Source organism: Deinococcus rubellus, from assembly GCF_025244745.1.
Lineage (GTDB): Bacteria > Deinococcota > Deinococci > Deinococcales > Deinococcaceae > Deinococcus > Deinococcus rubellus.
The window spans coordinates 2,240,839-2,266,865 of sequence record NZ_CP104213.1 but is presented as its reverse complement, the minus strand read 5'-3'; the positions used below and the strand labels follow the sequence as shown (position 1 = coordinate 2,266,865).

Sequence of the window (26,027 nt, the reverse complement as noted above, 5' to 3'; positions counted from 1 at the left end):
CGCCCCGCGAGGCGACTTCTGTTCAATCTGAAGTTCTTACTTGTTCAGGGCCTTCTTGACCAGCTCGATGATCTCCGGCATGGTGTCGGCCACCGGCACATTGGCGTCCTTGAAGGCGGCCAGCTTGCTCTCGGGGGTGCCGATGTTGCCCATGATGATGGCTCCGGCGTGGCCCATGCGCTTGCCCGCCGGGGCGCTGCGCCCGCTGATGAACGCCACGACGGGCTTCTTCATATTGTTCTTGATGTACTCGGCGGCGGCTTCCTCGTCGGCTCCACCGATTTCACCGATGACCACGATGGCGTCGGTGTCGGGGTCGGCTTCGAAGAGGGGCAGCACGTCAGCGAAGGTGGTGCCGATCACCGGGTCGCCGCCGATGCCGACGGTGGTCGAGGTACCGAGTCCGGCGAGTTGCAACAGCTTGCCCGCTTCGTAGGTCAGCGTGCCGGAGCGCGAGATCAGGCCGATGCGGCCCTTCTCGGCGTAGATGCTGTTGGGCATGATGCCGATCTTGCACTCGCCGCTGCTGATCAGACCGGGGCAGTTGCCGCCGATCAGGCGCACGCCTTTGCCGCCCTGCGAGAGGCTTTCCTGGTTGAGGGTGTTGACTTCCTGCACCGCCTTCATCATGTCCACGGTGGGCACGCCCTCAGTGATCAGGATGACCAGCGGCACGTCCGCGTGGGCCGATTCCAGCACCGCGTCGGCGGCTCCGGCAGGCGGCACGAAGATAATGCTGGCGTCCACCTGATGATTGGCCTTGGCCTCGGCCACGCTGTTGTAGATGGGCAGGCCCTCGTGCGTCTGGCCGCCCTTGCCGGGGGTCACGCCCGCGACGACTTTGGTGCCGAACTCGCGCATGGCTTTGGTGTGATTCGCGCCCTCGCGGCCAGTCATGCCGACGACGATCACGTGGGTGTCTTTGTTAACGAGGATGCTCATTTGTTCTCTCCAGCGTTGTTGGCGCTTGCTTTGTTGGCATCGGCGGCCGCAGCTTCGGCAGCCTGGAACATGTCGGGGTACATCTGAATCAAGGGGCTGTTGACTTCTGCCAGCAGAGCCTTGGCCTCGGCCTCGGCGGTTCCGGCGATACGCATCCGGACTGGCTTGGTCAGAATGCCTTCGTTGAGCGCCTGAATGACGCCCTTGGCGACCTCATCGGCGCGGGTGATGCCGCCGAAGATGTTGATGAAGATGGCCTTGACGTCGCTGTCCTTGCTGACCAGTTTGACGGCGTTGTAGACGATCTCGGCCTTTGCACCGCCGCCGATGTCCAGGAAGTTGGCGGGCTTGGCCCCGGCGCGGTTGACCACGTCCAGCGAGGTCATCACGATGCCTGCACCGTTGCCCAGCACGCCCACGTTGCCGTCGTCGAGTTTGACGTAGGCGAAGCCGTACTTGGCCGCCTCGATTTCCAGGGGGTGCTCGGCCTCGGTTTCGCGCCAGCTCAGCAGATCCTTGTGGCGGTACATGGCGTTGTCGTCGATCTCGAATTTGGTGTCCAGCGCCAGCGGCGTGCCGTCAGCCTCGATAAACAGCGGGTTGATCTCCACCAGCACGGCGTCGCGCTCAAGTGCGGCCTTGCTCATCTTGACCATCATGTCGGCGATCTTGTTGAGGTTGCCCTTGAATCCGGCCTTGATGGCGACCTCGCGGGCCTCGTAGGGGCGCAGGCCGGTCACCGGATCGACGCGGTGGCGAATGATCTTCTCGGGGGTGGCGGCAGCGACTTCCTCGATTTCCACGCCGCCCTCGGCGGAAGCCATCAGCGTGAAGCTCTGCACGTTGCGGTCCACGATCATGCCGACGTAGTACTCCACGCCCGCGTCGATGTCCACGGCCTTGGTGACCAGCACCTTGTTGACGGTCAGGCCCTTGATGTCCATGCCCAGAATCTTCTCGGCATTCTCGTAGGCCTTGTCGATGGTGGGGCTGAACTTGACCCCGCCCGCCTTGCCGCGTCCGCCGACGTGAACCTGCGCCTTGACCACGACTGGCTGGCCGTACTCGCGGGCAATCGTCCGCACTTCGTCGGGGGTGTAGGCGACCTTGCCGTCCTGAACGTTGACGCCGAACTGGCGCAAGATTTCTTTGCCCTGATATTCGTGAAGTTTCACTGTTGCTCCTTGACTGAAAACCTAGACTGAGACGTCTGGGAAGGGGGGCGCGGCTCTAGGTTGCGCCATTGATGCTTGAGGTGTTGGATTGTGGAGTCCTGCTTACCCGGTAAAGAAGTATACCGTTCCAGGCTCACTTCTCATCTATAGACGGCCTTGTTGTTCCTGGGCTGGGAACAACAAGGCCGTCGAGTCTCTTCGTGCCGCCGCTACTCGCCGTGCCCGCCGGAGCGGGTGCGCAGCCAGGCCGAGAGCAGTTCGTCGACCAGCTCCGAGACGCTCTCGCCACCCTCACGCTTGACTTCCCTCCACACCGCCCGCAGCACTTCCTTGCGGACATAGACGATCTCCAGCGGCTCTAGGCTGTCGGGGTCGGGCTTGGACTTGTCGCGCTTCTTCTTGCGGACACTCTGGCCCTCCAGATAGGCGAACCGCTTGCTCATCCGCCGCGCCTCACCATAAACCACTCACAGCAGTTCTCTCGACAGGGTCACGATGTCGGCCCAGGCCTGCGCTGCCCGGTGATCCGGCACGTCGCGGCACAGCAGGCCGAGTTCGGCGGCCCGCACGTAAGCGGCGTACGAGCGCACCAGGGTGTTGCAGACGGTGACGCCGCTCTCGCGCAGATCCTCGCGGGCGCTTTCACCGGCCCTGCCGACGGGAGGCACCCTGTTGACCACCACGCGGGTGCGGCGGCGGGTCAGCGGGTCCTCGTGAAAGAAGTTCATCAGCTCACTGGTGGCGTCGAGTTCCAGGGGCGACACCCCGCTCGGCACCAGAATGATGTCGGCCCGCTCGCCCAGGGTCCGCAGTTCCTTGCGTTTGGGGCGGCCTTCGGTGTCGATGACGACCACGTCGGCGTCTTTGAGCTTTTTTGGCCTGACCTCTTCGGGTTCCAGCACCGGAAAGGGTAGCCCTGGCCCGCGCCTGGCCCAGCGCACGGCGCTGCCGACCCGCCCGTCCTCGTCGATCAGCACGGCACTCAGGCCGCGCTCCTGAAAGGCCCCGGCCAGGTGAACGCTGAGGGTACTCTTGCCCACACCGCCCTTCTCGGACGTGACGGCAATTACCTGCGGCATCTGGCGGCTCCCGGCGCAAGCTTCATGAGCGCAGCCTAGCAGGGGAGGCCGGAAGGTGTGTCAGCTGGCTCGGTTCCGGGCTGCTGGACGGGTGTCGGGTGCGATGGGTGCTTGCCTGTCGGGGAAGGGCGTGGAGCTGCCTCCCGGGAGTGTGCGGCGGACCGTCATTGAGAAGATCGCCCGCTCCAACGTTCGCAGCGCCGCCCCGGTGGTGGAGCGGCGCTGCTATAAAAGGGCCAGTAATAAACTGGAGGGCCGTTCTGGATTCGGGGCCGCTGACCAGTGTGCCCAGCCCGAAATCCGCCCAACACCACTGCGCGCGAATGGTCGGTACGGGCCAGAAGCTGGGGGGCTAATACCCAAATTTCACCCGCGCCCGCTCTACGCCCTGCGAGAGTTCCAGCGCCCAGTTTCCGCTCATCCACAGCTGGGTCTGGGCGCTCATTGCGCCGCCCACATTGCTCAGCACGAGCGACTGATTGGGCATGGCGTGATCGAGCATGATCAGCCTGGCCCGTAAGTTGGGCAATGCCGGTGTCAGCGTCAACGCGAGGTCGCCGGGGCCGCTGAGCACCAGTTGTCCGCTGACGATCTGCCCGCCCAGCTTGACCGACACCGGCACGACCTGGCGCTGGATGAGTGCCAGACTTGGCGGCGGCGAGGTCGCCAGCGCTCCTGAGACGCCCAGCACGCCAGTCAGCAGCGCGCTTTCCAGAAGGAGCGGGGCCAGCCAGCCGGTGGTCAGTGCCCGCCGTACCAGCACCGACATCGGCACCACCGTCACCAGCAGTCCCAGCTTGATCAGCAGGGCCATGCCCCAGGTGCTGCCCCACAGCGCGGACCACAGAGAAGCCAGCGGCACATGGCGCAGCGTGGCGACCACGCCGGACACGACCAGCACGCCGATACATGAGAGCGCCACCGCCGTGAACCTGCGGCCAGTCTCCAGGCTGGGCCGCCGGGAGGCCAGGGCCAGGACCCCGCCCACCCAGATGGCCGCCGCGCCTGCATGGACCATGTCGAGCAGCAGCCAGACCCCGCCCAGTTCGCCGGAGTGTCCGGCACTCGCCGCGCCCCAGAGGGTCAGCACCCCCGCGCCCAGGCTCAGCAGCCACCAGCCTTGCAGCCCGGAAGCCAGCAGCAGCGCTGCGCCGATGACGCGGACGATGGCGGCCCTGCCGGTGCGGGTGGTCGTCAGAAAGTCGGCCACGTCACTGGGAGCCGTGAAGCCCAGATCAATCAGTGTGCTGCCGACTTCCAGCAGTCCGCCCGCGAGCACCAGCCCCGCGCCCAGCCCCAGCCACCACAGCGGAAGATCGGCCAGCCGGGTACGGCGCATGACGCTGCCGCCCAGCAGCAGGGACAGACCCAGATAAGTCAGCAGTTTGGCCAGGGCCAGCCAGATCATCGCTCGCCCTACTTGACGCTGAAGGTGCTCTGCCCGCTGACGGGGTGGCCATCATCGGACAGAATGTGCCACATCACCACATACACACCGGGTTTCAGGTTTGGCTTCATGGGCAGGTTGAGTCTGGCGGCCATGCTGGACGAGCCGGTGTAGGCGTCGGCGCGGGCATCGGCGTCGTTTTTGAGGCTGACTTTGGTGGCCGCGAACGTCGCCGCGTCCATCCCGGCGGGCAGGGCGTAGACCTTGAAGGTCGAGAAGCGCAGGTTGATCGGTTCGCTGAAGACCAGCGTGATGAGTTTGGGTGCGGCCACGCTGCTGCCCGCCGCCGGGGTGAAGTGGGTGATCTGGGTGTGGGCGGCAGCCGTGCCGAGCAGCAGCGCCGTGAACAGGGGAAGCAGTTTCTTCATGGGATTCCTCGTGGGGACAAGCGGGCTCGCCTGCCCCCGGATGCTCAGCTTTTACTTGACGGTTGTCTTGCTGGCGGGCGTCTGCGGGTCAACGCCGTCCCAGGCCACCACGCTGCCGTCGGCGTAAGTCTGATACACGTTCCAGCTCACGTCGCCAGCAGCCTCGGGGTTGCGGGCCTGAAAGAAGAAGCGGGCGTATTCCATCGGCGCGATGGTGCCAGTCCAGGTGATCTCGGTGACCAGCCCGGCGTCGTCGGTCTTGACGGTTCGCACGAAGCCCGGCGTGACCTGAAAGCGGGTGATGGTCAGGCCTTTTGGGACCTCCAGCCGGACTGCGGTGGTGGCCATGTCTTTCTCGACAGGCACGTTCAGGCGGTAGGTCTCGCTGGCTCCCGCCGCGCTCTCGGCTGCGCCCGTTTCGGTGCGGACAACGGCGTGGGCCAGGGCGGGCGTCAGGGACAGGGCAGCAACCGACAGCAGAAGACTGAGTTTTTTCATGGGATGGTCCTTTCTGGAAACTGGGAATGGAAGGCTTGAAGAGAGGGTTCTTCAGCTCCAGAAAGGTGGTGCGCGTGCCCGTTTGTGCCCCACCAGCGGGTGCGGCACGGATGGCAGGTCGCTGCCTTGATCTGCCATCCGGGACGGTGGCCGGGCCAGTACCTCAACCGAGAACGCGGCCAGCGCGAACGCCGCCGTGAAACAGAAGGGGCAGTGTCCGGCGTGGGTGTCACTGCGCGGACCGGGCGCGGGTGGCGCGTTGGCGTCGTGGTGCTCGCGGCTTGCCTGGGCGCTGGGGGACTCTGTGGGACTGGTCCGGCCCTGCTTGTCCGGTGCAGCCGTCACCGGTCCGCTCATCGGCATGGACACCAGCTGTGACGGCCCGGCAAGCGGCGATGGTTGCCCTGGCCCGCCACCCACTGGGGACGTGGCCTCCATGCCGAACATGCCCGGCATCGTTGGCATGTTCATGTCCTGCTGGCGGGTCAGGAAGGCGAACGAGGCAACCAGCCACAGCAGCGCCGCCAGCATGCGCTGGAACCGGAGCCGGGCGGGGCGGGGCATTGACCCCAGCTTACCCCGGCCCCTTAAGGACAAACCAGGCGGCGTGGACCACAATGCAGGCGTGATGACCCCGACTGACGCCGCCCCGCTCCATGACTCCCCCGCAGCCGACTCGCCCGGAGACCGGCTCGCCGCGCTGACGGCCCAGCCGCCGTACTGGACCGCCCACGCCATGCAGGAACAGGGCAGCCGCTTCTTCCAGCATCTCGGTGCGGCCCTGGCTGCCGCCGACCTCGCCAACCGCCGCCTGATTTTCCAGACCTGGCCCGGTGAGTGCTGGGACTTTTATCAGCGCGGCCTGGCGTTGCAGCAGACTGCTGAGGACGCTTGAGATTTTAAGCGAGGCTCACGGTACTGCATGGGCGGCGGCGTTAAACTGAGCCATGACGACTTCCGAACAGGCCAAGGCGGCCTTCAGCAAGCCCAGCGACGCCGAACTCAAGGCCCGCCTGACCGCCGAGCAGTATCAGGTAACCCAGCACGAGGGCACCGAGCGGCCCTTTACCGGCGAGTACTGGAACAACGACCAGCCGGGCATCTACGTGGACGTGGTGTCGGGTGAGGCCCTCTTCAGCTCGCTCGACAAGTACGACGCGGGCTGCGGCTGGCCCAGCTTTACCCGGCCCATCAGCGACGCCCAGGTTCAGGAGCGCACCGACAAGCGGCACTTCATGACCCGCACCGAGGTCCGCTCCGGCGCGGCGGATTCGCACCTGGGACACGTCTTCGACGACGGCCCGCGCGAGGCGGGCGGCCTGCGCTACTGCATCAACTCGGCGGCCCTGCGCTTCGTGCCGCTCGCCGAGCTGGAGGCGCAGGGCTACGACCAGTACAGGGCGCTGTTCGGGTAAGGTCAAGTCAGAGGGCGTTGACCAGATAAGCGACGCAAAGCCCCTCCCTTTAGGGATGGGGTGAGTTGGTTGCCCTGCACTGTCTGCAGGGCTTTGTCTTTGCTTGTCGCGTTATCTAGATTCATGCTATATAATTCCCTCGTGAGTGAGTTTAAGGTCAACTACAAATCCAAATCCAATGTGGTGTACCGCTGTCTCTATCACGTTGTTTGGACGCCGAAATACCGACGTGCAGTGTTGGTGGATGGAGTAGATGAACGCCTGAAAATGATTCTTGCGGACGTGGTAACAGAAATGGAATGCGATCTCATGGCGCTGGAGATCATGCCGGATCATGTTCATCTTTTGGTGCAGGTAGATCCTCAGTTTGGTATCCATAAGCTCGTCAAGCTGGCAAAAGGCCGTTCCAGTCGCCTGCTGCGCTCAGAGTTCCCGTGGCTGAAATCGCGGCTTCCGACCCTCTGGACGAACAGTTATTTCGTCGCTACCGTTGGCGGCGCACCGCTGGAAATCGTGAAGCAGTACGTGGAGGACCAGAAGCATGCCTAAGAAGCCCAGGCGGGATGTCCAGCGGTTTGTCCGCAAAGCCGCCTTGCCCAAGAGCAAACTTCTAGACCAGTTGTCCCACGCTTCGGGTCAGTTGTATACGCAGGTCCTCGTCGCCTACTGGCGCATTCTCCGCAAGACCGGAAATGGCAAGAATGGCCGCAAGCCCGTCTTCCTTTCGCAGTACGGCATGGAAGCGCTCTGCCCCAAAGACCCTGATGGGCTGCTCCACTCCCACACCTGCGGCGCTATCGTTGGCAACTTCTATTCGTCGATCAAGAGCGCGAACGAACGCAAGAAGAAGGGGGATCAGAAGGCCAAGTACCCCCGGCGGCGCAAGTGGTACTACAAGATCACCTGGAAATCGTCGGGGATTCGCCTCAAGGACAGCCATCTCATCCTCTCTACCGGAAAAAGCAGCGAGAATGTCATTCTTCCTTGGACGCATGATTTGCCGGACATGGTAGAGATCGGCTGGAAGAAGACCGGAGGGTACGAGGTCCGGGCTGTCTACGAGGCCCAGGCGGGACACGTGCTGGGAAACGGTGTGGCGGCGATCGATCAGGGCGAACTCCGAACCGCCACTGTCTACGACGGCGAGAAGGCCACGATCTACTCCGGGCGTTTGGCGCGGAGTAAGTCGCGCTACCGGGCCAAGGTCATCGCCAAACTCGACGCCAAGATTTCCAAAACCGGAAAGGGGAACGGAAAGCAACCCAGTAGTCGCCGTCGTAAGAAGCTCATCCGTGCCAAGAGGCGCATGACTCGCCAAATCGATCATCAGATCAGAGACATTCAGCACAAGCAGAGTAGCCACCTTGTTTCCACGCTGTACAACCAGGGCGTGCAAACCGTCGTTATTGGCGACATCAGAGACATCCGCAAATCTATGCAATACGGCGCGAAAGCGAACCAGAAGCTGCACGGGTGGTCGTTTGGCAAGTTCCGCCAGATGGTTACCTATAAGAGTCAGCGACTGGGAATGCAGGCCGTGCTGATGGACGAGGCGTACACCTCGCAAACCTGCCCGCAGTGCGCTGCGCGTCATAAGCCGAGAGGCCGGACGTACAAGTGCAAGTGCGGTTACGTGTGCGATAGGGACGCCGTGGGTGCGATTAATATCCGTGCAAAGTATCTGGATTCCTTCGGGAAACCTGTAGTCGGGGTCATGGCTCCCCCCGTGAGGGGTGTTCGGTTCGCGCCGCACTTTTCGCGTCACTTGAAGCTCAACACTTCAAGAACCCCCGGCCTCTAGGCCTGGGGAGAGTCAGAAGTTATCTGAGAGAATCAGGTTCAGATGGCCCCATCTTTTTCAAGATTCCGGAAACTCGGCGGCCCGTTGCTGCTGGGCTTTTTGCTGGCACTGGGTCCGGTCCTGGCTGCGCGCCCGCTGCCCACCCTGGCCATATCCACCCCGGCGGTCCTCGTCGAGCGGCTGAGTTACCAGGTCAATACCCTCAAGATCAATGGCGTCGTCTGCCGCCCGGACGCGCGCCCCGGCAGGCCGCTGCTCAATCTGGTGCATGGTGGCCTGGACTCGCCGGTGGACGAGGCCGCCTGCCGCCGCTTTGCCCGCCTCGGCTACGTGGTGGCGGCCAGCGCCCTGCGCGGCCAGGGTGGTAGCCAGGGCCGACCCGAGATCTGCGGCGGCGAGGTCAGCGACGTGCGGGCGCTGAGCAGCCTGGCCCAGCAGCGTTTTCGGGCCGATCCCCGGCGGGTGGGGTATCTGGGGATCAGTCTGGGCGGCTGCATCGCCCTCAAGGCGGCGGCCAGCAGCAGCGGCGTGCGGGCCGCCGTGACCTTACTCTCGCCCACCAATTTTGCCGAGCAGCTCCGGCTCTTGACGCACCGCCCCGACGCGGTGGCCCGCTGGGAAGCGCTTCTGGGGGGGTCAGCCGCGCAGGTGCCTGCCGCTTACGCCGCCCGCAGGCCGCTGGCCGCACTTGCCCGGCTCAAGGCTCCGCTGCTGACGGTGGCCGCAGGCCGCGACCAGCTCATTCCGCTGCGCCAGAGCTGTGAGGCGGGCGCGGTACGGCGGGCGGCGGGTCACCCGGTCACCGAGGTGCACCTGACCAGGGACGGCGCGCCGGGCAAGCTGAATCAGGGCTGCCCGGAGAGGGCGGGAGAGGGCCAGCCTTCAGTCGGCCAACTCCCAGTCGGCCGGTTGCCCAAACTCAAGGATCAGGATGTGCTGCTGATCTACGAGAATCTGGACCACCTCAGCACGCCGAGCATGTGGCTGGTGGCGGAAGCGTACCTGGCGGCCAACCTCACGCCTGAGCGCTGACACCATGCCAGCCCTTCAGGAAAAGCGCTGCTCCTCGATCTGCACCGCTGCCGCCTCGGGACTGAGGGTCGCGCCCTCGGCTTTCACCGTTGTGGGCGCAGCGCTCCGGCCCAGCAGGCTGCGCGGCTCCGGCGCAGGCATATCGCCAATCTGGCGGTGCGGCAGTCCTCCCGCTTCGGGCAGCAGGTGGGTGTTGGCGGCCTGGGCGAAGGCCTGCGACACCGCCCGGTACTGCGACATGAACTGGGCGTACTCGGCGTGTGCGGCGCTCAGCCGTCCGCTGAGGTCGGCGTAGCGGGCGCTGAACTCGCGCTCCAGGGTGGCCGATCTCTCGCGGGCGCGGTGCTCCAGCTCATGTTCCTGGGCCTGATACAGCGACTCGAGCTGGGCACGGCGCAGGCTGAAGGTGCTCTCCAGTTCGCGCAGCCGCGATTCGTGGCGGGCCAGGGCTTCCTGCTCGCGGCGCTTGGCCCCCTCGCTGAGCAGCGCGGCGCGGTTCTCGGCACTCTGCAAGGTCAGCATGGCTTCCTGGCGCGACTGCTCCTTGAGTTCGTGGCCGATGCGCTCGGCAGCCACCACCGTGCGGCGCAGTTCGTCCTCGGCTTCTTTGTAATCGTTGACCTGGCGCTGCAATTCCTGAAGGCGCTGGGTCAGCTGGGCACGCTCGCGCAGGCCCGCCTCCAGCGCCTGGGCCACTTCCGCCAGGTAGGCGTGCACGTCGCCCTGGCGGTAGCCGCGCCAGCCAGCGGCGAAGGTGCGGTGCTGCACGTCCAGAGGTGTGAGCGAACTGCCCGGCGAGGGCTGCCCGGTGCTCGGCAGCAGGCCCAGGAACAGTTCAGGAGATGGAGCGCTTCCGGACTCAGAACCTGAACTGGAAGCACTTGCGTGGGCCGGATTCGGCTGGCCGCCCAGCTCGGACGGGTTCAAACGGGAGGCGTTGGACGCTTTGGTCGAGTCATTCACGTAAACAGCCGCCTTCCAATCCGCACCAGCGTCGCGCCCTGCTGGACTGCGGGAATAAAGTCGTCACTCATGCCCATGCTGAGTTCACTGAGGTTCAGGTCGGCGGCGCAGCGGGCTGCTTGCCCGAAGACCTGCCGGGCCGCTTCCAGATCACCGTAGGGAGCCATCACCATCACGCCGCGCACTTCCAGACCGCTCTGCACCGCTTCATGGTACAGCGCGGGGGCGTCCTCGGCGGCCACGCCGTGCTTCTGTGCCTCGCCGTTGTGGAGCTGAATCAGCACGGCGGGCGCTTTGCCCCAGCCCTCGGCGGCCTGGGCGATGGCGTGCACCTGCCAGGCCGCCTCCAGCGTGTGAATCAGACTAACCGGCTCCAGATACTTGATCTTGTTGCGCTGTAAGGGGCCGATGAAATGCCATTCGGTGGGCGAAAAGCGCTCGGCCCAGCCACGCTCACGGGCTTCTTTGACCTTGTCGCGCAGCTCCTGGCCCCGGTTCTCGGCCAGCATCACCGGGGTGGGCAGGGCGCTGGCCTGAGAGAGAATCTTCTCCTCGATGGCGTCCAGGCTCCGCCCCTTACTTACCACCACCAGCCGCACACTGCTCTCCGGGCGGCCCGATTGTGCCTGGGCCGCGTGCAGCTCCGATAAGACTTGGTTCAGGGTCATCTGCCCATAGTCTAGGGTGTTTGAGACTGACCTTCCTGAGCATTTCCCAGCAGGCCCGTCAAAAAACTCACTCGCTGTTCGTTATGCTGCGGTGCGGCCTGTAGCCTGCCTCTGTACCGATTGTCTGCGCCGACTCCTTAGGCTGACTCTGGGCCGACAACGCCCCCGGCGAGTGGCGGTCCGGTTCTCCCCGGCCTTGCTCGGCTGCCATGACCACTACTCAGCCCGTCACCGTTCTCAGAAATGTTCTGCACAATGTGTCCAGAATGTGAAACGGTAGATTTTTGAACCGCAGATTCTGATACGTCCGCTCGCTTCCCTTTGCCTTTGCTGCCGTTTTGCCGCGCCGCTGACTTTCAGGAGATACTCGATGAAACACCCGCTCACCCTGGCCCTCTCGCTGGCCCTCGCCGCACCGCTGGCCGCCGCCCAGAGCACCGCTCCCGCACCCGCCTCGACCACCGCTCCCCAGACGGCGACCCTCGGCGACGTGGTGGTCACGGGCGCGACGGACTTGCTGAGCAACTTCCTCAAGGCCAGCCTGACGGTTCAGCCGGGTGCGGCGCTCTCCGGCCTCAATCTGCGCCAGATCGAGCAGGAATCGCTGGCCACCGGCTATTTCAGCAGCGTGGTCGCCTCGCTCGGGACCCAGGGCGGCCAGAACGTGCTGACCCTGGCGGTCAAGGCCAATCCGGTGATCAGCGCGGTGGACGTCAGCGGCCTGACCTATTTTCCGGCAGATACCTACAAGGCGCGCATCGCCGACCTGCTCAACATCGCTCCCGGCGCGACCCTCAACACCGACCGCATCGAGCAGAGTAAAGAGCTGCTGGCCCAGAACTTTCGTGGCGAGGGCTACCCGTTCGCGCCGAACATCAGCACCCAGACCAAAGTGGCCGCCGACGGCAGCGTGACGCTGGCTTACCTGGTGGACGAAACGGCCCCGATCAGCCGGGTGGAGGTCGAGGGCAACACCCGCTTGCCGCGCGACGCTGTGGTGAGTGCCTTCAAGCCGCTCTACGACGCCAAGAAGTTCACGCCCGACGCGTATTTCAAGGCGGCCCAGCAGATCGCCCAGGCCTACCAGTCGGCGGGCTTCTTGCAAAGCGGCGTGGACGTGACCGGCACCACCCTGGAAGGCGGCGTGCTGAAAGTCAGGCTGGCCGAGGGCGTGGTGAGCAGCGTGGACACCAGTAACCTGGGTGCAGCGGTGAGCACGGCGGCCCTGGCGACCCAGATCGGGCAGCCGCTGACAATCAGTAACCTGGAGGCCGACACCCGCATCCTGGCCAACCAGACCGGCAAGTCGGTGGGCTTTGCCCTGCAACCCGACGCCCAGAACCCGTCCAAGGTCACGGTGCTGTTCGGTGACGCCCAGACCGCCACCGGCCCGATCAAGGAAATCCGCTTCGTGGGCAATACCAAGCTCACCAGCGCCGAGTTGGCGGCGGCCCTCAAGGTCAAGGTCGGCGACGTGTACTCCAAGCAGCTCGCCGAGAGCAGCTTCTTCGCCCTGCGCGACGTTTACCGCGCCAAGGGCTACGAGGTCTCCACCCGCGATCCGGTCACCTTTGATCAGGGCGTCCTGACCTACACCCTGCGCGAAGCCAGCCTCGCCAAGTTCGAACTCAACTGGTCGGGCACGCACCGCACCAAGGACCGGGTCATTCTGCGTGAGCTGCAAGACCTCAAAGGGGTCGTTACCGACGCCAGCGTGCGCGACGGCCTGGACCGCATCACCCGGCTGGGCATCGTCAAGGTCACCAACCTGACCACCCGCTCGGACGATCCCAAGAACCCCGAGGCCCTGACCTACGTGATCAGCCTCACCGAGCAGAGCAGCACCCGCAGCATTCCGCTGGGTATCACCTACGACACCGCCAGCGGGTTTCAGGGCAGCATCGGTGTGAGCAACAACAACGTCTTCGGCCTGGGGCACACCCTCGACGCCTCGGTCACGGCCCAGCCCACCGATTCGGGTCAGTTTCTGGGCGGCGGCGTGTCGTACACCATTCCCTGGCTCGACATCGACTTCGCCGACTTCCGCAAGACCCGCACCAGCCTGTCGCTGAGCCTAAGCAGCAATCTCTCGCCCAACAACGTCATCCTGAATACCGACAGTAGCGTCACCGGGCGGCAGTTTACCCAGCGCTCCAGCGGCTTCAGTGTGCGGGTGGGCCGCAGCCTGGGCCAGTACCTGACCGGCAGCTTCGGGGTGGGCACCAGCTACGATGTCAGCTACCTCGAAAAGGTGACGGCGGCCGACCAGATCGCTGCCGACACGGCGGGCACGACCCTGATCGACGACGCCACGGCCCGCGCCCTGCTGCCCCAAAACGGCGTGGTGACCCGGCTCAGCCCGGCGCTGACCTACGATTCGTCCAACAGCAGCGATTTCCCGACCCAGGGCATTCGGGCCAACCTCTCGCCGTCGTACAACTTCGGCTCGGCGGGCAGCACCAGTCTGGGCTGGTTCAGGCTGGAGGGCGGGGCCAGCACCTACTTCGGCTTCGGCAAATCGCTCGACAAGGGCTTTAACCAGCAGACCAAGCAGCAGGTCTTCGCGGTGCGGGCCAACGCGGGCACCCTGACCGGCACCTACCCCAGCGGCAGCCTGTTTACCATCGGCGGGGCCAACATCGTCAGCGCCTACGAGTTGCGCGGCGTGCCGAGCGGCACCCTCAAGGGCAGCAGTTACCTCACCGGCAGCGCCGAGTACCGCTATGACTTTGGTGTCAGCAACTCGGTGGCGCAGGGCTTGTACGGCATCGCCTTCGTGGACGCGGGCACCGCCTTCGGCACCGACGGCACCCAGACCAGCGATTACGGCCTGGGCCTGGGCGTGCAACTCAACCTCGGCGTGGGCGGAGCGCTGTTGCCCGCGCTGCGCTTTGACTACGGCTTCTCGCCGAGCAACCAGAGCAGCAAGTTCACCTTCCGCATCGGGCCAGTGTTCTAAAGACTGGGCGTTTCATCACCAGGCGCGGCAAGCCCAGCTCGACGGGTTGCCGCGCTTTTTTTTGAGTTGCCTGTCCCCAGATTGCTTGCCGCTTCCATCCGCCAGTCACCGAAGCTATTGAACGCCAGTTGTCAGAGCCAGGTGTGCCCACTCAGGGGTAAGAGAGCGTGAGCTAAAAATCGCACCGTTCACCATTACCTGTGTTTTTTGCCGGAGCGTTTCGGGGGTCGCTGGGCGGTCACCTCTCCCCGAACCGTGAGATCAGGGTTGATGACACGCGGCCCACCCTCCCCGCAGTTCAGCGCAGGACGGGTTCAGCTGGTTTCTCCATCAGCACGGGCAGGTTTGTCACTTCCAGCCCGGCGTCCTGTGCCCAGTCCATAAAGGCGTCCAGGCCGATCTTGTACAGCACCGGCCGCTTCTCGCGCTTGCCCAGTTTCTTGCGGCCTTCAGGAATGGGCAACTCCGGCACCAGCGCCCAGTTGACATTCATCGGCTGGTAGTTCTTGGGATTGGCGCTGGCGAGGTAGCGGGTCAGGCCGCCGAGCATACTTTCCTGCGGCGGCACCAGCGTGGGCAGGCCCAGCGCGGCGCGGGCGGCGTTGGTGCCGGCCAGCCAGCCGGTCGCCGCCGATTCCAGGTAGCCCTCGGTTCCGGCCAGCACGCCCGCCACGAAGGTGCCGGGACGCACCTTGAGTTGCAGGTCAGCCGCCAGCACCTTCGGTGCGTTGAGGTAGGTGTTGCGGTGCATCACGCCGTAGCGCAAGATTTCGGCGTTTTCCAGCCCCGGAATCAGTTGCACCACCGCCTTCTGGTCGCCCCATTTGAGTCCTGTCTGGAAGCCGACCAGCGACCACATCCGGCCTTCCTGATCTTCCTGGCGCAGTTGCGCGGCAGCGTAGGGCCAGCGTCCGGTGCGCGGATCGGTCAGGCCGCGCGGCTTCATCGGGCCGAAGCGGGGCGTGTCTTTGCCGCGCCGGGCGATTTCCTCGATGGGCATACAGCCCTCGAAGAATTCCAGCTTCTCCCAGTCGTGTGGGGTATGAGAACGGGCCTGCTCCAGCGCCGTATAAAACGCCTCGTACTCTTCTTTGTTCATCGGACAGTTGATGTAGTCCGCACTCTGCTCGTAGCGCCCGGCCCGAAAGGCGACGTCCATGTTGATGCTGTCAAACGCGATCACAGGCGCGGCGGCGTCGTAGAAGGCCAGTTGCTCGTCGCCGGTCAGCCGTGCCAGTTCGCCGGACAGGGCCTCGGCGGTCAGCGGGCCGGTGGCGATCACGCAGGGGCCTTCGGGCAACTTGGTGACTTCCTCGCCGTGAACGGTGATCAGCGGGTGGTTTCGCACCGCGTCGGTGATCCGCTGGGAGAAGCCCTCGCGCTCGACGGCCAGCGCGCCGCCAGCGGGCAGCCGCGAGGCGTCGGCACTGTGCATGATGGCGCTGCCCACCGAGCGCATCTCACTCTGAAGCAAACCTTTGGCCTGCAAATCGCCCTGCCCGCCCAGCGAGTTGCTGCACACCAGTTCGGCAAAGTTGCCGCTCCGGTGCGCCGGGGTCATCTTCACGGGGCGCATCTCGTAGAGGTGAACCTGCACGCCGAGTTTGGCAGCGGCCAGCGCGGCTTCCGATCCGGCCAGGCCTGCGCCGACGACGGTGATGGATGGGGTTGGAGACGTCATCCGGGTAGTGTAGTGGGTGAGCGTGGGAACAGGGGAGAGGCGCAACGCTTTTTGACGGATCTTTGACGGCCCACTGGCTACCCTTGACCCAGTTTCGAGTTCCAAAAGGAATCTCTATGACCCAGCCCACCGACGAAGCTCTTCGCGCTGCCCAGGCGTACGAGCGCTACATGGTGCCGCACAAGTTCGCGCCCTGGGCGACGGTGCTGCTGGACTTTGCCGATATACGGGAAGGCGAGCGGGTGCTGGACGTGGCCTGCGGCACGGGCAGCGTGACTCGGCAGGCGGCGCAGCGGGTGGGTGCGGGCGGTGCCGTCAGCGCCCTGGACCTGAATCTGGCGATGCTGGAGGTGGCACGTGAGACGGCTGTGCCGGACGCGCCCGCTATCGACTGGCAACACGGCAGCGCCCAGAGCTTGCCGTTCGCAGACGTGTCCTTTGGGGTAGTGGTGTGTCAGCAGGGGTTGCAGTTCTTTCCCGATCAGGTAGGAGCGCTCAGAGAAATGCGCCGGGTGCTGAAACCGGGCGGGCGGGTAGCGCTCGCGCTTCATCAGGGGATTGAGCACAACCCGCTGTATCACCGTCTCAATCAGGCGGGACGGGCACGGATGGGCGTCGACGTTTTTGCCTCTCCTTTTGCATTGGGTGATGCGGCCACGCTGGAGCGGCTTATGGCGGCAGTGGGCTTTACGGACGTGGAAGTCAAAGCACAGACGCTCACGGTTCGGTACCCTGAACCAGAACACTTCTTCGCGTTCACCTTGCAGGGCGCAGCGGCGGCGACTCCCAATCTGGCGGCCATGACCGAGGAGCAGCGCCAGCACCTCGGCGAGCAACTCCAGAATGACCTCGCTGACTGGATCACAGCCCACACCGAGGGCGGGTATCTGGTAGACGAGATGGCCGTGCATCTGGTGCGGGGTCGTTGAGCGCTTCTTGACCCAGTTGTTCCGCTCTCGTCGTTTGGGCTGTGACCTCCAACGTCTCTTTCTCTACCCTCGTCGGCGTTTACTTCGTGGCCGCTTGTGTTCTGATGCTGGCGAAATCCAAGTGCTTTCTTGCATAGCCTTCTTCCCAGCTTCCAGTTTTGTTTCAACATCAGGCCCCAAAAGGAGTCTCCATGACCCAGTCCACGGATGCTGCTCTTCACGCCGCCCGGATGTACGAGCGCTATATGGTGCCGCGTATGTTCGCACCCTGGGCGACGGTGCTGCTGGACTTCGCCGAATTGGAAGTGGGCGAGCGGGTGCTGGACGTGGCCTGCGGCACCGGCAGCGTGGCGCGGCAGGCGGCGCAGCGGGTGGGGGCAAGTGGTGTCGTCAGCGCCCTGGACCTGAATCCGGCGATGCTGACGGTGGCCCGCGAGACTGCTGCGCCGGACGCGCCCGCTATCGACTGGCAGCAGGGCAGCGCCCAGAGCTTGCCGTTCGCGGACGCGGCCTTTGCGGCGGTGACGTGTCAGCAGGGATTGCAGTTCTTTCCCGACAGGCTGGGTGCCTTGCGCGAGATGTGCCGGGTGCTGGAGCCGGGTGGACGGGCCGCACTGCTGGTTCAGCAAGCGATTGAATACAATCCGCTGTCATACCGTCTCAATCAGGCGGGGCGGGCACGGGTAGGCGCAGACATTTTCATGGCTCCCTTCGCACTCGGCGATGCGGCGATTCTGGAGAAGCTTATGGCTGACGCCGGCTTCGTGGACATCGAGATCAAGGCGGAGGTGCGCACGGTTCGTCACCCTGAACCGGAACACGTCGCTGCCTTCCTCTTGCAGGGCGCGGCGGCAGCGGTGCCCATGCTGGCCGCCATGACGCAAGTGCAGCGCCAGCACCTCGGCGAGCAACTCCAGAACGACCTGGCCGACTGGATCACGTCCCACACCGAAGGCGGGTATCTGGTGGACGAGATGGCCGTGCATCTGGCCCGGGGTCGCCGCCTGGACTGAGTGCGGCCTGGACTGAGTGCGGCCTGAACTGGGCGCGGACGGCCCCGGCGCTCTATCCTCGCTGCATGTCCATTCGCCTGATCGCCACCGACCTCGACGGCACGCTGCTCAGAAACGACCTGAGCGTCAGCCCGCGCACCCGCCGGGCACTGGACGCAGCGAGGGCAGCAGGCATTCACGTGGTCCCGGTAACGGCCCGGCAGCCGCATGGCGTGCGAATGATTGCCGGGCAAGCGGGCTTTGGCGAATATGCCCTGTGCGGCAACGGCGCGCACGGCGTGCATCTGGGCACGGGCGAGACGCTGTTCGAAGTCCACGTGACCGAGGCCGCGCAGCGCTCTATCGCTCGGGCGCTTTCGGAGCGGGTGCCGGGCGTGCTGTTTGTCAGTGTGCGCGACGGCGGAACGACCTTCGTGGCTCAGCGGGGCTACGCCGACCTCGCCCACTTCGAGGACCACAAGCGCTGGCCCCACGAGATGGGTGCGGCGGAGCTGGAAGCCGTGCTCGCTGCGCCCAGTCTCAAGTTCATCGTCCGGCACCCCACGCTGACGCCGCGCGAACTGTTGCCCGAACTCAGTGCCCTGAAGCTGCCGGGGTTTGCCGTCACCCACAGCGGCGCGCCGTTTCTGGAAGTGCTGGCCGAGGGCGTCAGCAAAGCCTGGGGCCTGGCGAAACTGTGCGGGTTGCTGGACATAGACGCCTCGGAAGTGCTGGCGTTCGGCGACGCGCCCAACGACGCCGAGATGCTGGCCTGGGCCGGGCGCGGGGTGGCGATGGGAAACGCCGATGAGGAAGTCCGGGCGGCGGCGGACGAGCTGACCCTGACCAACGACGAGGACGGGGTCGCCGCCGTGCTGGAGCGGCTGATCGGCTGAGTCGCAGCCTTGAGCGTTCGTTCACGTATTGTTACAGTTTCCGGCGGGGTGGGTCGCAATCGTCACCCATCTGACCGCTGGGCCGCTTCGGGCCGACTTACGCTGGAGCATGAACCCCACCATTCGCCGGTTGCTGCTGCTGGGTACGCTGATCTGTCTGCCCGCTGAGTCCGTGTCTTTCGCCGCCGCTGCGACTGCTGCTACACCTCCGGCTGTGGTCCAGACGGTGGCCGAGAAGAACGCCGAGGCCCGCGCCCGCGCGCTGCTCAAGGAGTTCTACGCGGTCAAACTTGACAAGATCTGGGCCGCCTTCACGCCCGACGTGAAAGCCCAGTGGGGCGACCTTGCTGGCTTCACCCAGTACCGCCAGACCGGGGTGGAGCAGTTCGGTGCGGAAAAGGAACTGGTGGGGGAGAAGACCTACATGCGCGGCAATGTGACCTACTACGTTCGCAGCGCCACCTTCGAAAAGTCCCCGGAGATCGTCTGGGCAGTGGCTTTCGGCTTCGATCAGCTGGGCCGCATCAGCGAGTTCGGCATCACCATGGAACATGACCGCTCAACGGATCAGGTGGCTTTCAGCGCACCTTGAGCCGCCGCACTCCCCTCAGCCCCGTACAGCTCTGGCCAGCCGCGTCAGCCCTTCTTGCAGCAGCTCGCGGCTGGTGGCGAAGTTGAGGCGCACGAAGCCCTGATAGCCTGCGCCGAAGTTCAGGCCGTCGTTGAGGGCCAGCTTGCCTTCTTCCAGCAGGTAGTTCTGAATATCGGCGGCGCGGGGGTGGTTTCTCAGGTCGAACCAGGCCAGGTAGGTCGCTTGCGGCGGCGTGTACGGCACGTCCGGCAGTTCGCGGGCCATGAACTCGCTCAGGAAGTCGCGGTTGGCTTGCAAGTATTTCAGCGTCTCGGCCAGCCATTCGGCCCCGCCGCTCAACGCTGTTTGCCACATGGTGATGCTCAGGGCGCTGGCATGGCCCATGATGCCTTTGGTGGCTTTTTCCAGCTGGGCCACCAGTTCTGGGTTGTGGCTGATCATTGCCCCGATGCCCAGGCCCGCCGTGTTGTAGGCCTTGCACGGACCGGTCAGCGTGACGACGCGCTGGGCGAGTTCGGGCCGCACGGCGGCGAACGGCACATACTCCGGCGCGTCCGGGTAGCGCAGATCGGCATGCAGCTCGTCACTGACGACGTAGAGGCCGTGCTTGAGGGCAAGGTCGGCCATCTGCTCCAGTTCGGCCCGTGTCCATACCCGGCCTGCCGGATTGTGCGGGTGGCAGAGCATCAGCAGTTTGGTCCTGGGCGTCACGGCGGCTTCCAGCGCGTCCATGTCCAGCGTCCAGCCCTGCTGGCTTTCAGTCAGCGGCACGGCGTTCAGCACCCGCCCGTGATCGGTGATGGCGCTCAGAAACGGCGGGTAGATCGGTACGACGGTCATGATCTCGTCGCCCGGCTGCGTCAGCGCCTGCACGGCGGCATAAAGGCCCGGCACCACGCCTGGCAGAAAGCTGACGCCTTCGGGCGTGAGGCCGATCAGGCCGTCGCGCTCCAGTTTGTCGATCAATTGCGTCTTCAGGACCGGGTCGCCCGTCACCTGGGCGTAGCCGATGGAGCGTGTCAGACGCTCTCGTAGCGCGGTCAGAATCGGCTCGGCCACCGGGAAGTCCATGTCGGCCACCCACATCGGCAGCACGTCCTCGTCGTAGAAGGTCCACTTGGTGCTATCGGCGTGGCGCAGCCGGTCGGGCGAGGCGGCATCATAGGGATGGGCAGCAAGGTCGGTCATGCCCGCCAGTCTACGCCGAATTCAGTGTTCGGCCAGCCCGTCCCAGAATGCCTGCAAGTCCGCTGCCAGCGGCACTTCCACCCGCATCTGTGCGCTGTCCCAGCCGAAACTCAGGCGGTGGGCGTGCAGCGCCTGCCGGGGCAACAGCAGACGCCGGGTCAGCTCGTCGGTCTGCCCGGTCTGCATGAAGTCCAGGAACACGTCCGGGTCGCGCCCGTAGATCTTGTCGCCCACCATCGGCAAGCCCAGATGCGAGAGGTGCGCCCGGATCTGGTGCAGCCGTCCCGAGCGCGGAAAGGCGTGCAACAGCGTGAAGCCCGGTTGGCGGGCCACCACCCTGAACTCGGTGGCGGCGGGCTTGCCGTCCGGAACGACCCCCTGGCGAATCTGGATGTGGTTGCTCTCCGACAGGCCCACGAAGCCCAGCGGAGCGTCCAGCACGGTTTCGTCCCACTCCGGCGAGCCGTGAACGATGGCGAGATACGACTTGCCGACCAGATGCTCCTTGAACAGCGTGAAGAAGCGCCGGGCCGCGTCGCTGTCGCGCGTGAAGATCTGCGCTCCACTGGTCTCGCGGTCCAGGCGGTGCGGCGGGGCCACCCTCTCCTCGCCGGTTTCGTGTTGCAAAAAAGTCAGCACATCCGGCACGTCCACGCGGGCGCGCACCGGGTGGGTGAGCCAGCGGGCGGGCTTGGCAATCACGTAGAAGTCGGGATGCTCGGTGACGATACGCGGGCGCTCGGAGAGGGGGGTGGCGGCGGTCAACTGGTCCTGACCCGAGTCGGGATTCAGTCCGCCGCGCTCTCTTCGAGTTCCAGCGCGGCCAGCATCCGCTCCACGCTCATGGCCGCCCGCGTGCCTGCACCCACGCTGGTGGCGAGTTGACGGTACACGTAGTCGCTGATGTCGCCCGCCGCGAACAGACCCGGCACGCTGGTGTAGATGTCGTCGCGGACCTCCACGTAGCCGTCCTCGCGCAGCTTGACCACGCCTTCCAGGAAGCCGGTGTTGGGCACGTGTCCGATAAAGATGAACACGCCGTCAGTGTCCATTCGGCTCACCTCACCCGTCTTGAGGTTCTTGAGCTGCACGGCCTGCACGCTGTCCTCACCGATGATTTCCTCGACGCCCGTGTCCCAGATGAACTTCATCTTGGGGCTGGCAAAGGCGCGGGCCTGGGCCACCTTGTTGGCGCGCAGGCTGTCGCGGCGGTGAATCAGCGTCACCTCGTCGGCAAACTTGGTCAGAAACAGGCCCTCTTCCACAGCGGCGTCGCCCCCGCCCACCACCACGACTTTCTTGCCCCGGTAGAAAAAACCGTCGCAGGTGGCGCAGGTGCTGACCCCCTTGCCCCAGAACTGCTCCTCGCCCGGCACCGAGAGGCGCTTGGGGTTGGCTCCGGTGGCCAGAATGACCGCCTTGGCATGGTAGGTGCCGCTGTAACCCGTGACCAGAAAACCGCCGTGCGGGTGGTGCTCAATACGCTGCACTTCCTCCATCTCGATTTTCGCGCCGAAGCGCTCGGCCTGATCGGTCATACGCTGGGCGAGTTCGGGGCCTGAAATCGGTTCGGGAAAGCCGGGGTAGTTCTCGACTTCCTCGGTCTGGGCAATCTGACCGCCCGGCAGTCCCTTTTCCAGAACCACCGTATTGAGACTGGCGCGGCCCGTGTAGATGGCCGCCGTCAGGCCCGCCGGACCGCCACCGATGATCACCACGTCGTGCTGAGAAGGTTGAACGTTCGTCATGCTGGAAGCTTAGCAGAGGCATGTTGTCGCAACGGTGTCACAGTTTATTTTTTAAAGCAGAGATAACGGTACTACAGCTCCGGTCAGGTCACAAAACGGCAACAAAAAAGCCCGCACAAGGCGGACTGATCTGACGCTGCTGAATTGGCTGGGGCACAAGGACTCGAACCTTGATCGACAGTGTCAGAGACTGTTGTCCTGCCATTAGACGATGCCCCAAAAACAATCACTCGCCTCGCCCTGCGGCGGCGGGTGACAGCGTGAGGAAGTATAGGGGCCGAGGCAGCACCTGTCAAGGGACGGGGCCACCGAACTCCGGCAGATTTGCTTGCCGGGGCGCTTAGAAAGTGGTAAGCTGGGGCGTTAGCCGTGCGCAGGCGCGAGCTGCCAGGAGGAGCATCAAGTGGAAGACCAAGTTAGCCGCACCCCGGATCAGGCCGGGGACATTCAGCCCACCACCGATACGGCGCAGGGCAGCGCCACCACGCCCGCCACCGCCGAGATGGGGACTGCCGAGGCCAGCACTGCTGAAGCCAGCACTCCCAACACTGACACCGCTGAGACGGCCAGCCAGCCAGCGGCCCAGCCGGTCCAGGCGCAGCCCGTTCAGTCGGCCCCGGTTCCCTCAGGACGTCAGGAGCGCAGCGACGACGATTACCCCGCCATGACCATGGAGGACGTCCTCGCCACCCTCGACACCGAGAACCAGGAGTCCGGCGCGCCCGCACGCGGCGACGTGGTGACCGGCACCGTTGTGTTCATCGGCAACGAGGGTATCGCGGTAGACGTGGGCGCGAAGATCGAGGGGATCATTCCCTTCAATCAGCTCGGTGACGAGCCGGTGACGCTCGAAGAAGCCCAGCAGATGTACAAGCCCGGCGACTCGATTGAGGCGTACGTGGTGCGTTCGGATTTGGCCAATGGCCAGATCGTGCTGAGCAAGAAGCGCGCCGAGCAGGACAAGGGCTGGCGTGTGCTGGCGGGTGTGCAGGAGCGCGACGAGTCGTTCCAGGTGGACATCGTTGAGAAGGTGCGCGGCGGTCTGGTCGCCATGATCGACGGCATCCGGGCCTTCCTCCCGGCCAGCCAGGTCGATACCCGCCGGGTCAACGACCTCGATCCCTACGTGGGCAAGCCGCTGGAAGTCAAGCTCATTGAGCTCAACCGCAAGCGCAACCGAGTGATCATCTCGCACCGCGCCATCATGGAAGCCCAGAAGGCCCAGGCCCGCGAGAGCACCATGGGCCAGCTCGAGCCCGGCGCGCAGTTCGAGGGCGAAGTGGTCGAGATCACCGATTTCGGCGTGTTCGTCAATCTCGGCGGCATCGACGGCCTGGTTCACCGCAGTGAGCTAACCTACGGGCGCTTCAACCACCCCCGTGACGTGGTCAAGGTCGGTGACAAGGTGCAGGTGCAGGTCATCGACGTCGATCCGGGCCGTGACCGCATCAACTTGAGCATGAAGTCGCTGACCACCGACCCCTGGGAAAGTGCCATCGACAAGTACTCCATCGGCCAGAAGGTCACCGGTAAGGTCACCAACCTGACCAACTTCGGTGCGTTCGTGGAGATCGAGCCGGGTCTGGAAGGGCTCGTTCACGTCAGCGAACTGTCCTGGACCAAGCGGGTGCGCCACCCCAACGAAGTCCTCAAAGAGGGCGACGAGGTGGAAGCCATCATCCTGCGGATTGATCCCAAGGAGCGCCGCATCAGCCTCGGGTTGCGCCAGGCCACCGACGATCCGTGGAGCAGCCTCCCCGACCGTTTCCCCCCCGGCACGCCGGTCAAGGGCAAGGTCACGGGCCTCACCGATTTCGGCGTGTTCATGGAAATCGAGGAAGGCATCGAGGGTCTGATTCACATCAGCGAACTCGATCTGCAGCGCGTCAACAACCCGGCTGACCTGTTCAAGAAGGGCGACGACATCGAAGCCGTCATCCTGAATATCGACCCGGTCGAGCAGCGCGCCAGCCTGTCGCGTCGGCGTGCCCTGGGCGGCGCACCGGCACGCGGCGGCGACTTCGTCTCGCAGGGCGGCGGCAGCCGGACCCCCAGCTTTGGCGGCGGCCCTGCCGGTGGCCGTAGCGGCGGCGGCGGACGCGGTGGACGCCGGGGCGGCGACTTCGAGTACAGCTTCAATGCCAAGGACGCCCAGCAGGGCGGCGGCAAGATCAGCACCAAGCTCGGTGACGTATATGCCGATCTGTTTGCGCAGTTCGGGCTGAGCAGCGAAAAGAAGGACGACGTTGCTGTGCCCGCCAGCACTACCGAGGGCGAGAAGCAGAGCGAGTAACGCTTCAGCAGAACGCCACTTAAAAACCGGAAGGGCCACGCGCCTTTCCGGTTTTTTGTGCTTGGTTTCGGATTGCTCAGGGCCGCCGTGCCTGCTGTATGAACCGCCGCAAAAAGAAAGGGCCTGAGCAATAGTTGCTCAGGCTCTTCCGACTGCTCCCTTCAGCTCAGCGCGGTGGCTCTGGTCGGCTGGCCGAGTGCGCCCTGCTCCTGCAAGTACTCGGCGATCTGCACGGCATTCAGCGCTGCGCCCTTGAGGAGCTGGTCGCCGCTGACGAACAGCTCCAGACCGCCCTCGAAGGCCAGGCTGGCGCGGATGCGGCCCACCTCCACGTCGTACTTGCCGCTGGCCGTCAGAGGCATCGGGTAGAGCTGGGCGGCGGGGTCGTCGCGCACCTCCACGCCGGGCGCATGGCGGAGCAGTTCGCGGGCCTCGTCTGGCGTCGCGGGGTGATGGAGTTCCAGGGTGATGGCCTCGGAGTGCGTCCGCATGGTCGGGATGCGGACCGCCGTGCAGCTCACCACCAGATCCGGCTCGCCAAAGATTTTCTGGGTTTCCCAGGCCACCTTCATTTCTTCTTTGGTGTAGCCGTTGTCCTGAAAGCTGTCGATGTGCGGAATGACGTTGAAGGGAATCGGGTGGGCGAACACCTCGGCCTCGGCTGCCTGACCGTGCAGCAGCCGGTGGGTCTGCGTTTCCAGTTCCTGCATGCCCTTCGCGCCCGCGCCGCTGGTCGCCTGGTAGGTGCTGACGATCATCCGCTTGACGCCGTAGCGCTGGTGCAGCGGCCAGACGGCCACAGCAGCGATGGCGGTGGTGCAGTTGGGGTTGGCGATGATGCCCTGATGTTTCAGCGCGGCCTGGCCGTTGACCTCGGGAATGACCAGTGGCACGGCGTCGTCGTAACGAAACGCACTGGAATTGTCGATGACCAGCGCGCCACCCTTGACCCAGACGGGGGCCAGTGCTTTGCTGACGCTGCCGCCTGCCGAGGCCAGAATCACGTCGGCGTCGATTGGGCCATCGGGGGTGGCCTGGACCGTCAGCGGCTCCCCCTTGAACATCAAAGTGCTTCCCGCCGAGCGCGGCGAGGCGTAGAGGGCAAGGTGGTCGAACTGGAGGCTGCTCTTTTCCAGCACGCGCAAAAGTTCATGTCCGACAGCTCCGGTGGCTCCGACAATGGCAAGTCGCATAAGTTCTCCAGGGGAAAAGCAGTATGAGGCGAGTGGGAAACGCGGAAAAGGAAAACGCCCGCCGAAATGAAGGGCGGGCGGCGCTGCATGCTGCGGGCCGCTACCGAATGGTAGGAATCAAGGCCACAGTCCGGCAGGGCATGGCCTCACGGTAGCGGCTCCCAGACG

26 protein-coding genes and 1 tRNA gene are annotated in these 26,027 nt (G+C 64.9%); 11 read left to right on the top strand and 16 right to left on the bottom strand.

What is annotated here, in order from left to right; all coding sequences use genetic code 11:
• Window positions 1-36: 36 nt before the first annotated feature.
• From sucD to N0D28_RS11635, 8 genes are all read right to left on the bottom strand, one after another.
• The gene (sucD, locus tag N0D28_RS11670) at window positions 37-942 is read right to left on the bottom strand and encodes a succinate--CoA ligase subunit alpha (RefSeq protein ID WP_260559687.1); all 906 of its coding nucleotides are present in this window, start codon (window positions 940-942) and stop codon (window positions 37-39) included.
• Window positions 939-2,117, bottom strand: coding sequence for an ADP-forming succinate--CoA ligase subunit beta (gene sucC, locus N0D28_RS11665; RefSeq protein ID WP_260559686.1), 1,179 nt, complete (start codon window positions 2,115-2,117; stop codon window positions 939-941). Before sucC ends, sucD begins: the two co-directional genes overlap by 4 nt.
• Window positions 2,118-2,326: 209 nt before the next feature.
• Entirely contained in the window at window positions 2,327-2,560 is a 234-nt protein-coding gene (locus N0D28_RS11660) for a hypothetical protein (protein ID WP_260559685.1), read from the bottom strand.
• A 24-nt stretch (window positions 2,561-2,584) separates the two neighbouring features.
• A complete protein-coding gene (locus N0D28_RS11655) occupies window positions 2,585-3,196 on the bottom strand; it encodes a nucleotide-binding protein (protein ID WP_260559684.1) in 612 nt (203 codons plus the stop codon).
• 352 nt (window positions 3,197-3,548) lie between these two features.
• On the bottom strand, window positions 3,549-4,604 hold the full coding sequence (locus N0D28_RS11650) for a CopD family protein (protein WP_260559683.1): 1,056 nt from the start codon (window positions 4,602-4,604) through the stop codon (window positions 3,549-3,551).
• A gap of 8 nt (window positions 4,605-4,612) precedes the next feature.
• A complete protein-coding gene (locus N0D28_RS11645; protein WP_260559682.1) occupies window positions 4,613-5,011 on the bottom strand; it encodes a copper resistance CopC family protein in 399 nt (132 codons plus the stop codon).
• Window positions 5,012-5,062: 51 nt separating this feature from the next.
• Window positions 5,063-5,509 (bottom strand): DUF1775 domain-containing protein, encoded by a 447-nt coding sequence (locus tag N0D28_RS11640; RefSeq protein ID WP_260559681.1) that lies wholly within the window; start codon window positions 5,507-5,509, stop codon window positions 5,063-5,065.
• Between the two features lie 51 nt (window positions 5,510-5,560).
• A complete protein-coding gene (locus N0D28_RS11635) occupies window positions 5,561-5,980 on the bottom strand; it encodes a hypothetical protein (RefSeq protein ID WP_260559680.1) in 420 nt (139 codons plus the stop codon).
• Here N0D28_RS11635 and N0D28_RS11630 point away from each other — a divergent pair.
• The 5 genes from N0D28_RS11630 (at window position 5,955) to N0D28_RS11610 (ending at window position 9,757) form a co-directional block, all read left to right on the top strand.
• Window positions 5,955-6,404 carry a hypothetical protein gene (locus N0D28_RS11630; RefSeq protein ID WP_260561956.1) on the top strand — a complete coding sequence of 150 codons (450 nt, stop codon included), beginning with the start codon at window positions 5,955-5,957 and terminating at the stop codon, window positions 6,402-6,404. The two genes, N0D28_RS11635 and N0D28_RS11630, sit on opposite strands and share 26 nt — an antisense overlap.
• A gap of 52 nt (window positions 6,405-6,456) precedes the next feature.
• A complete protein-coding gene (gene msrB / locus N0D28_RS11625; protein ID WP_260559679.1) occupies window positions 6,457-6,924 on the top strand; it encodes a peptide-methionine (R)-S-oxide reductase MsrB in 468 nt (155 codons plus the stop codon).
• Window positions 6,925-7,065: 141 nt separating this feature from the next.
• Complete coding sequence (gene tnpA, locus N0D28_RS11620) at window positions 7,066-7,473, top strand: IS200/IS605 family transposase (protein WP_260559678.1); 408 nt, start codon at window positions 7,066-7,068, stop codon at window positions 7,471-7,473.
• Complete coding sequence (locus tag N0D28_RS11615; RefSeq protein WP_260559677.1) at window positions 7,466-8,725, top strand: RNA-guided endonuclease InsQ/TnpB family protein; 1,260 nt, start codon at window positions 7,466-7,468, stop codon at window positions 8,723-8,725. Before tnpA ends, N0D28_RS11615 begins: the two co-directional genes overlap by 8 nt.
• Before the next feature lie 42 nt (window positions 8,726-8,767).
• Complete coding sequence (locus N0D28_RS11610; RefSeq protein ID WP_260559676.1) at window positions 8,768-9,757, top strand: alpha/beta hydrolase family protein; 990 nt, start codon at window positions 8,768-8,770, stop codon at window positions 9,755-9,757.
• A 15-nt stretch (window positions 9,758-9,772) separates the two neighbouring features.
• On the opposite strand, the gene N0D28_RS11605 is transcribed toward N0D28_RS11610, so the two are convergent.
• Window positions 9,773-10,720, bottom strand: coding sequence for a DivIVA domain-containing protein (locus N0D28_RS11605; protein ID WP_260559675.1), 948 nt, complete (start codon window positions 10,718-10,720; stop codon window positions 9,773-9,775).
• Window positions 10,717-11,388, bottom strand: a complete 672-nt coding sequence (locus N0D28_RS11600) for a YggS family pyridoxal phosphate enzyme (RefSeq protein WP_260559674.1) — start codon at window positions 11,386-11,388, stop codon at window positions 10,717-10,719. Before N0D28_RS11600 ends, N0D28_RS11605 begins: the two co-directional genes overlap by 4 nt.
• Before the next feature lie 370 nt (window positions 11,389-11,758).
• Here N0D28_RS11600 and bamA point away from each other — a divergent pair, with 370 nt between their 5' ends.
• A complete protein-coding gene (gene bamA, locus N0D28_RS11595; RefSeq protein WP_260559673.1) occupies window positions 11,759-14,347 on the top strand; it encodes an outer membrane protein assembly factor BamA in 2,589 nt (862 codons plus the stop codon).
• A 298-nt stretch (window positions 14,348-14,645) separates the two neighbouring features.
• Here the strand turns inward: bamA and trmFO are convergent, their stop codons facing one another.
• Window positions 14,646-16,028, bottom strand: a complete 1,383-nt coding sequence (gene trmFO / locus N0D28_RS11590; RefSeq protein ID WP_260559672.1) for a methylenetetrahydrofolate--tRNA-(uracil(54)-C(5))-methyltransferase (FADH(2)-oxidizing) TrmFO — start codon at window positions 16,026-16,028, stop codon at window positions 14,646-14,648.
• 116 nt (window positions 16,029-16,144) lie between these two features.
• Here trmFO and N0D28_RS11585 point away from each other — a divergent pair, with 116 nt between their 5' ends.
• From N0D28_RS11585 to N0D28_RS11570, 4 genes are all read left to right on the top strand, one after another.
• Window positions 16,145-16,957 (top strand): class I SAM-dependent methyltransferase, encoded by an 813-nt coding sequence (locus tag N0D28_RS11585; protein ID WP_260559671.1) that lies wholly within the window; start codon window positions 16,145-16,147, stop codon window positions 16,955-16,957.
• A gap of 191 nt (window positions 16,958-17,148) precedes the next feature.
• Window positions 17,149-17,970 carry a class I SAM-dependent methyltransferase gene (locus N0D28_RS11580; protein WP_260559670.1) on the top strand — a complete coding sequence of 274 codons (822 nt, stop codon included), beginning with the start codon at window positions 17,149-17,151 and terminating at the stop codon, window positions 17,968-17,970.
• 65 nt (window positions 17,971-18,035) lie between these two features.
• Window positions 18,036-18,845: a Cof-type HAD-IIB family hydrolase gene (locus N0D28_RS11575; RefSeq protein WP_260559669.1), complete on the top strand. Its 810-nt coding sequence runs from the start codon at window positions 18,036-18,038 to the stop codon at window positions 18,843-18,845.
• 109 nt (window positions 18,846-18,954) lie between these two features.
• Window positions 18,955-19,437 carry a hypothetical protein gene (locus tag N0D28_RS11570; protein WP_260559668.1) on the top strand — a complete coding sequence of 161 codons (483 nt, stop codon included), beginning with the start codon at window positions 18,955-18,957 and terminating at the stop codon, window positions 19,435-19,437.
• A gap of 15 nt (window positions 19,438-19,452) precedes the next feature.
• On the opposite strand, the gene N0D28_RS11565 is transcribed toward N0D28_RS11570, so the two are convergent.
• The 4 genes from N0D28_RS11565 to N0D28_RS11550 form a co-directional block, all read right to left on the bottom strand.
• Entirely contained in the window at window positions 19,453-20,625 is a 1,173-nt protein-coding gene (locus N0D28_RS11565) for a MalY/PatB family protein (RefSeq protein WP_260559667.1), read from the bottom strand.
• Between the two features lie 21 nt (window positions 20,626-20,646).
• The gene (locus tag N0D28_RS11560; RefSeq protein ID WP_260559666.1) at window positions 20,647-21,390 is read right to left on the bottom strand and encodes an RluA family pseudouridine synthase; all 744 of its coding nucleotides are present in this window, start codon (window positions 21,388-21,390) and stop codon (window positions 20,647-20,649) included.
• A 23-nt stretch (window positions 21,391-21,413) separates the two neighbouring features.
• Window positions 21,414-22,373 (bottom strand): thioredoxin-disulfide reductase, encoded by a 960-nt coding sequence (gene trxB, locus N0D28_RS11555; protein ID WP_260559665.1) that lies wholly within the window; start codon window positions 22,371-22,373, stop codon window positions 21,414-21,416.
• A 145-nt stretch (window positions 22,374-22,518) separates the two neighbouring features.
• Window positions 22,519-22,592, bottom strand: a tRNA-Gln gene (locus N0D28_RS11550).
• 283 nt (window positions 22,593-22,875) lie between these two features.
• Here N0D28_RS11550 and N0D28_RS11545 point away from each other — a divergent pair.
• Window positions 22,876-24,666 (top strand): 30S ribosomal protein S1, encoded by a 1,791-nt coding sequence (locus N0D28_RS11545; protein WP_260561887.1) that lies wholly within the window; start codon window positions 22,876-22,878, stop codon window positions 24,664-24,666.
• Between the two features lie 161 nt (window positions 24,667-24,827).
• On the opposite strand, the gene N0D28_RS11540 is transcribed toward N0D28_RS11545, so the two are convergent.
• Window positions 24,828-25,859 carry an aspartate-semialdehyde dehydrogenase gene (locus tag N0D28_RS11540; protein ID WP_260559664.1) on the bottom strand — a complete coding sequence of 344 codons (1,032 nt, stop codon included), beginning with the start codon at window positions 25,857-25,859 and terminating at the stop codon, window positions 24,828-24,830.
• Window positions 25,860-26,027: the final 168 nt, after the last annotated feature.

Coding starts and splice junctions, on each gene's coding strand:
- sucD (WP_260559687.1), bottom strand. CDS start 942: ATGAGCATCCTCGTTAACAAAGACACCCACGTGATCGTCGTCGGCATG.
- N0D28_RS11660 (WP_260559685.1), bottom strand. CDS start 2,560: ATGAGCAAGCGGTTCGCCTATCTGGAGGGCCAGAGTGTCCGCAAGAAG.
- N0D28_RS11655 (WP_260559684.1), bottom strand. CDS start 3,196: ATGCCGCAGGTAATTGCCGTCACGTCCGAGAAGGGCGGTGTGGGCAAG.
- N0D28_RS11650 (WP_260559683.1), bottom strand. CDS start 4,604: ATGATCTGGCTGGCCCTGGCCAAACTGCTGACTTATCTGGGTCTGTCC.
- N0D28_RS11645 (WP_260559682.1), bottom strand. CDS start 5,011: ATGAAGAAACTGCTTCCCCTGTTCACGGCGCTGCTGCTCGGCACGGCT.
- N0D28_RS11640 (WP_260559681.1), bottom strand. CDS start 5,509: ATGAAAAAACTCAGTCTTCTGCTGTCGGTTGCTGCCCTGTCCCTGACG.
- N0D28_RS11630 (WP_260561956.1), top strand. CDS start 5,955: ATGCCCGGCATCGTTGGCATGTTCATGTCCTGCTGGCGGGTCAGGAAG.
- N0D28_RS11635 (WP_260559680.1), bottom strand. CDS start 5,980: ATGAACATGCCAACGATGCCGGGCATGTTCGGCATGGAGGCCACGTCC.
- msrB (WP_260559679.1), top strand. CDS start 6,457: ATGACGACTTCCGAACAGGCCAAGGCGGCCTTCAGCAAGCCCAGCGAC.
- N0D28_RS11615 (WP_260559677.1), top strand. CDS start 7,466: ATGCCTAAGAAGCCCAGGCGGGATGTCCAGCGGTTTGTCCGCAAAGCC.
- N0D28_RS11610 (WP_260559676.1), top strand. CDS start 8,768: ATGGCCCCATCTTTTTCAAGATTCCGGAAACTCGGCGGCCCGTTGCTG.
- N0D28_RS11600 (WP_260559674.1), bottom strand. CDS start 11,388: ATGACCCTGAACCAAGTCTTATCGGAGCTGCACGCGGCCCAGGCACAA.
- bamA (WP_260559673.1), top strand. CDS start 11,759: ATGAAACACCCGCTCACCCTGGCCCTCTCGCTGGCCCTCGCCGCACCG.
- trmFO (WP_260559672.1), bottom strand. CDS start 16,028: ATGACGTCTCCAACCCCATCCATCACCGTCGTCGGCGCAGGCCTGGCC.
- N0D28_RS11585 (WP_260559671.1), top strand. CDS start 16,145: ATGACCCAGCCCACCGACGAAGCTCTTCGCGCTGCCCAGGCGTACGAG.
- N0D28_RS11580 (WP_260559670.1), top strand. CDS start 17,149: ATGACCCAGTCCACGGATGCTGCTCTTCACGCCGCCCGGATGTACGAG.
- N0D28_RS11575 (WP_260559669.1), top strand. CDS start 18,036: ATGTCCATTCGCCTGATCGCCACCGACCTCGACGGCACGCTGCTCAGA.
- N0D28_RS11570 (WP_260559668.1), top strand. CDS start 18,955: ATGAACCCCACCATTCGCCGGTTGCTGCTGCTGGGTACGCTGATCTGT.
- N0D28_RS11565 (WP_260559667.1), bottom strand. CDS start 20,625: ATGACCGACCTTGCTGCCCATCCCTATGATGCCGCCTCGCCCGACCGG.
- trxB (WP_260559665.1), bottom strand. CDS start 22,373: ATGACGAACGTTCAACCTTCTCAGCACGACGTGGTGATCATCGGTGGC.
- N0D28_RS11545 (WP_260561887.1), top strand. CDS start 22,876: ATGGGGACTGCCGAGGCCAGCACTGCTGAAGCCAGCACTCCCAACACT.
- N0D28_RS11540 (WP_260559664.1), bottom strand. CDS start 25,859: ATGCGACTTGCCATTGTCGGAGCCACCGGAGCTGTCGGACATGAACTT.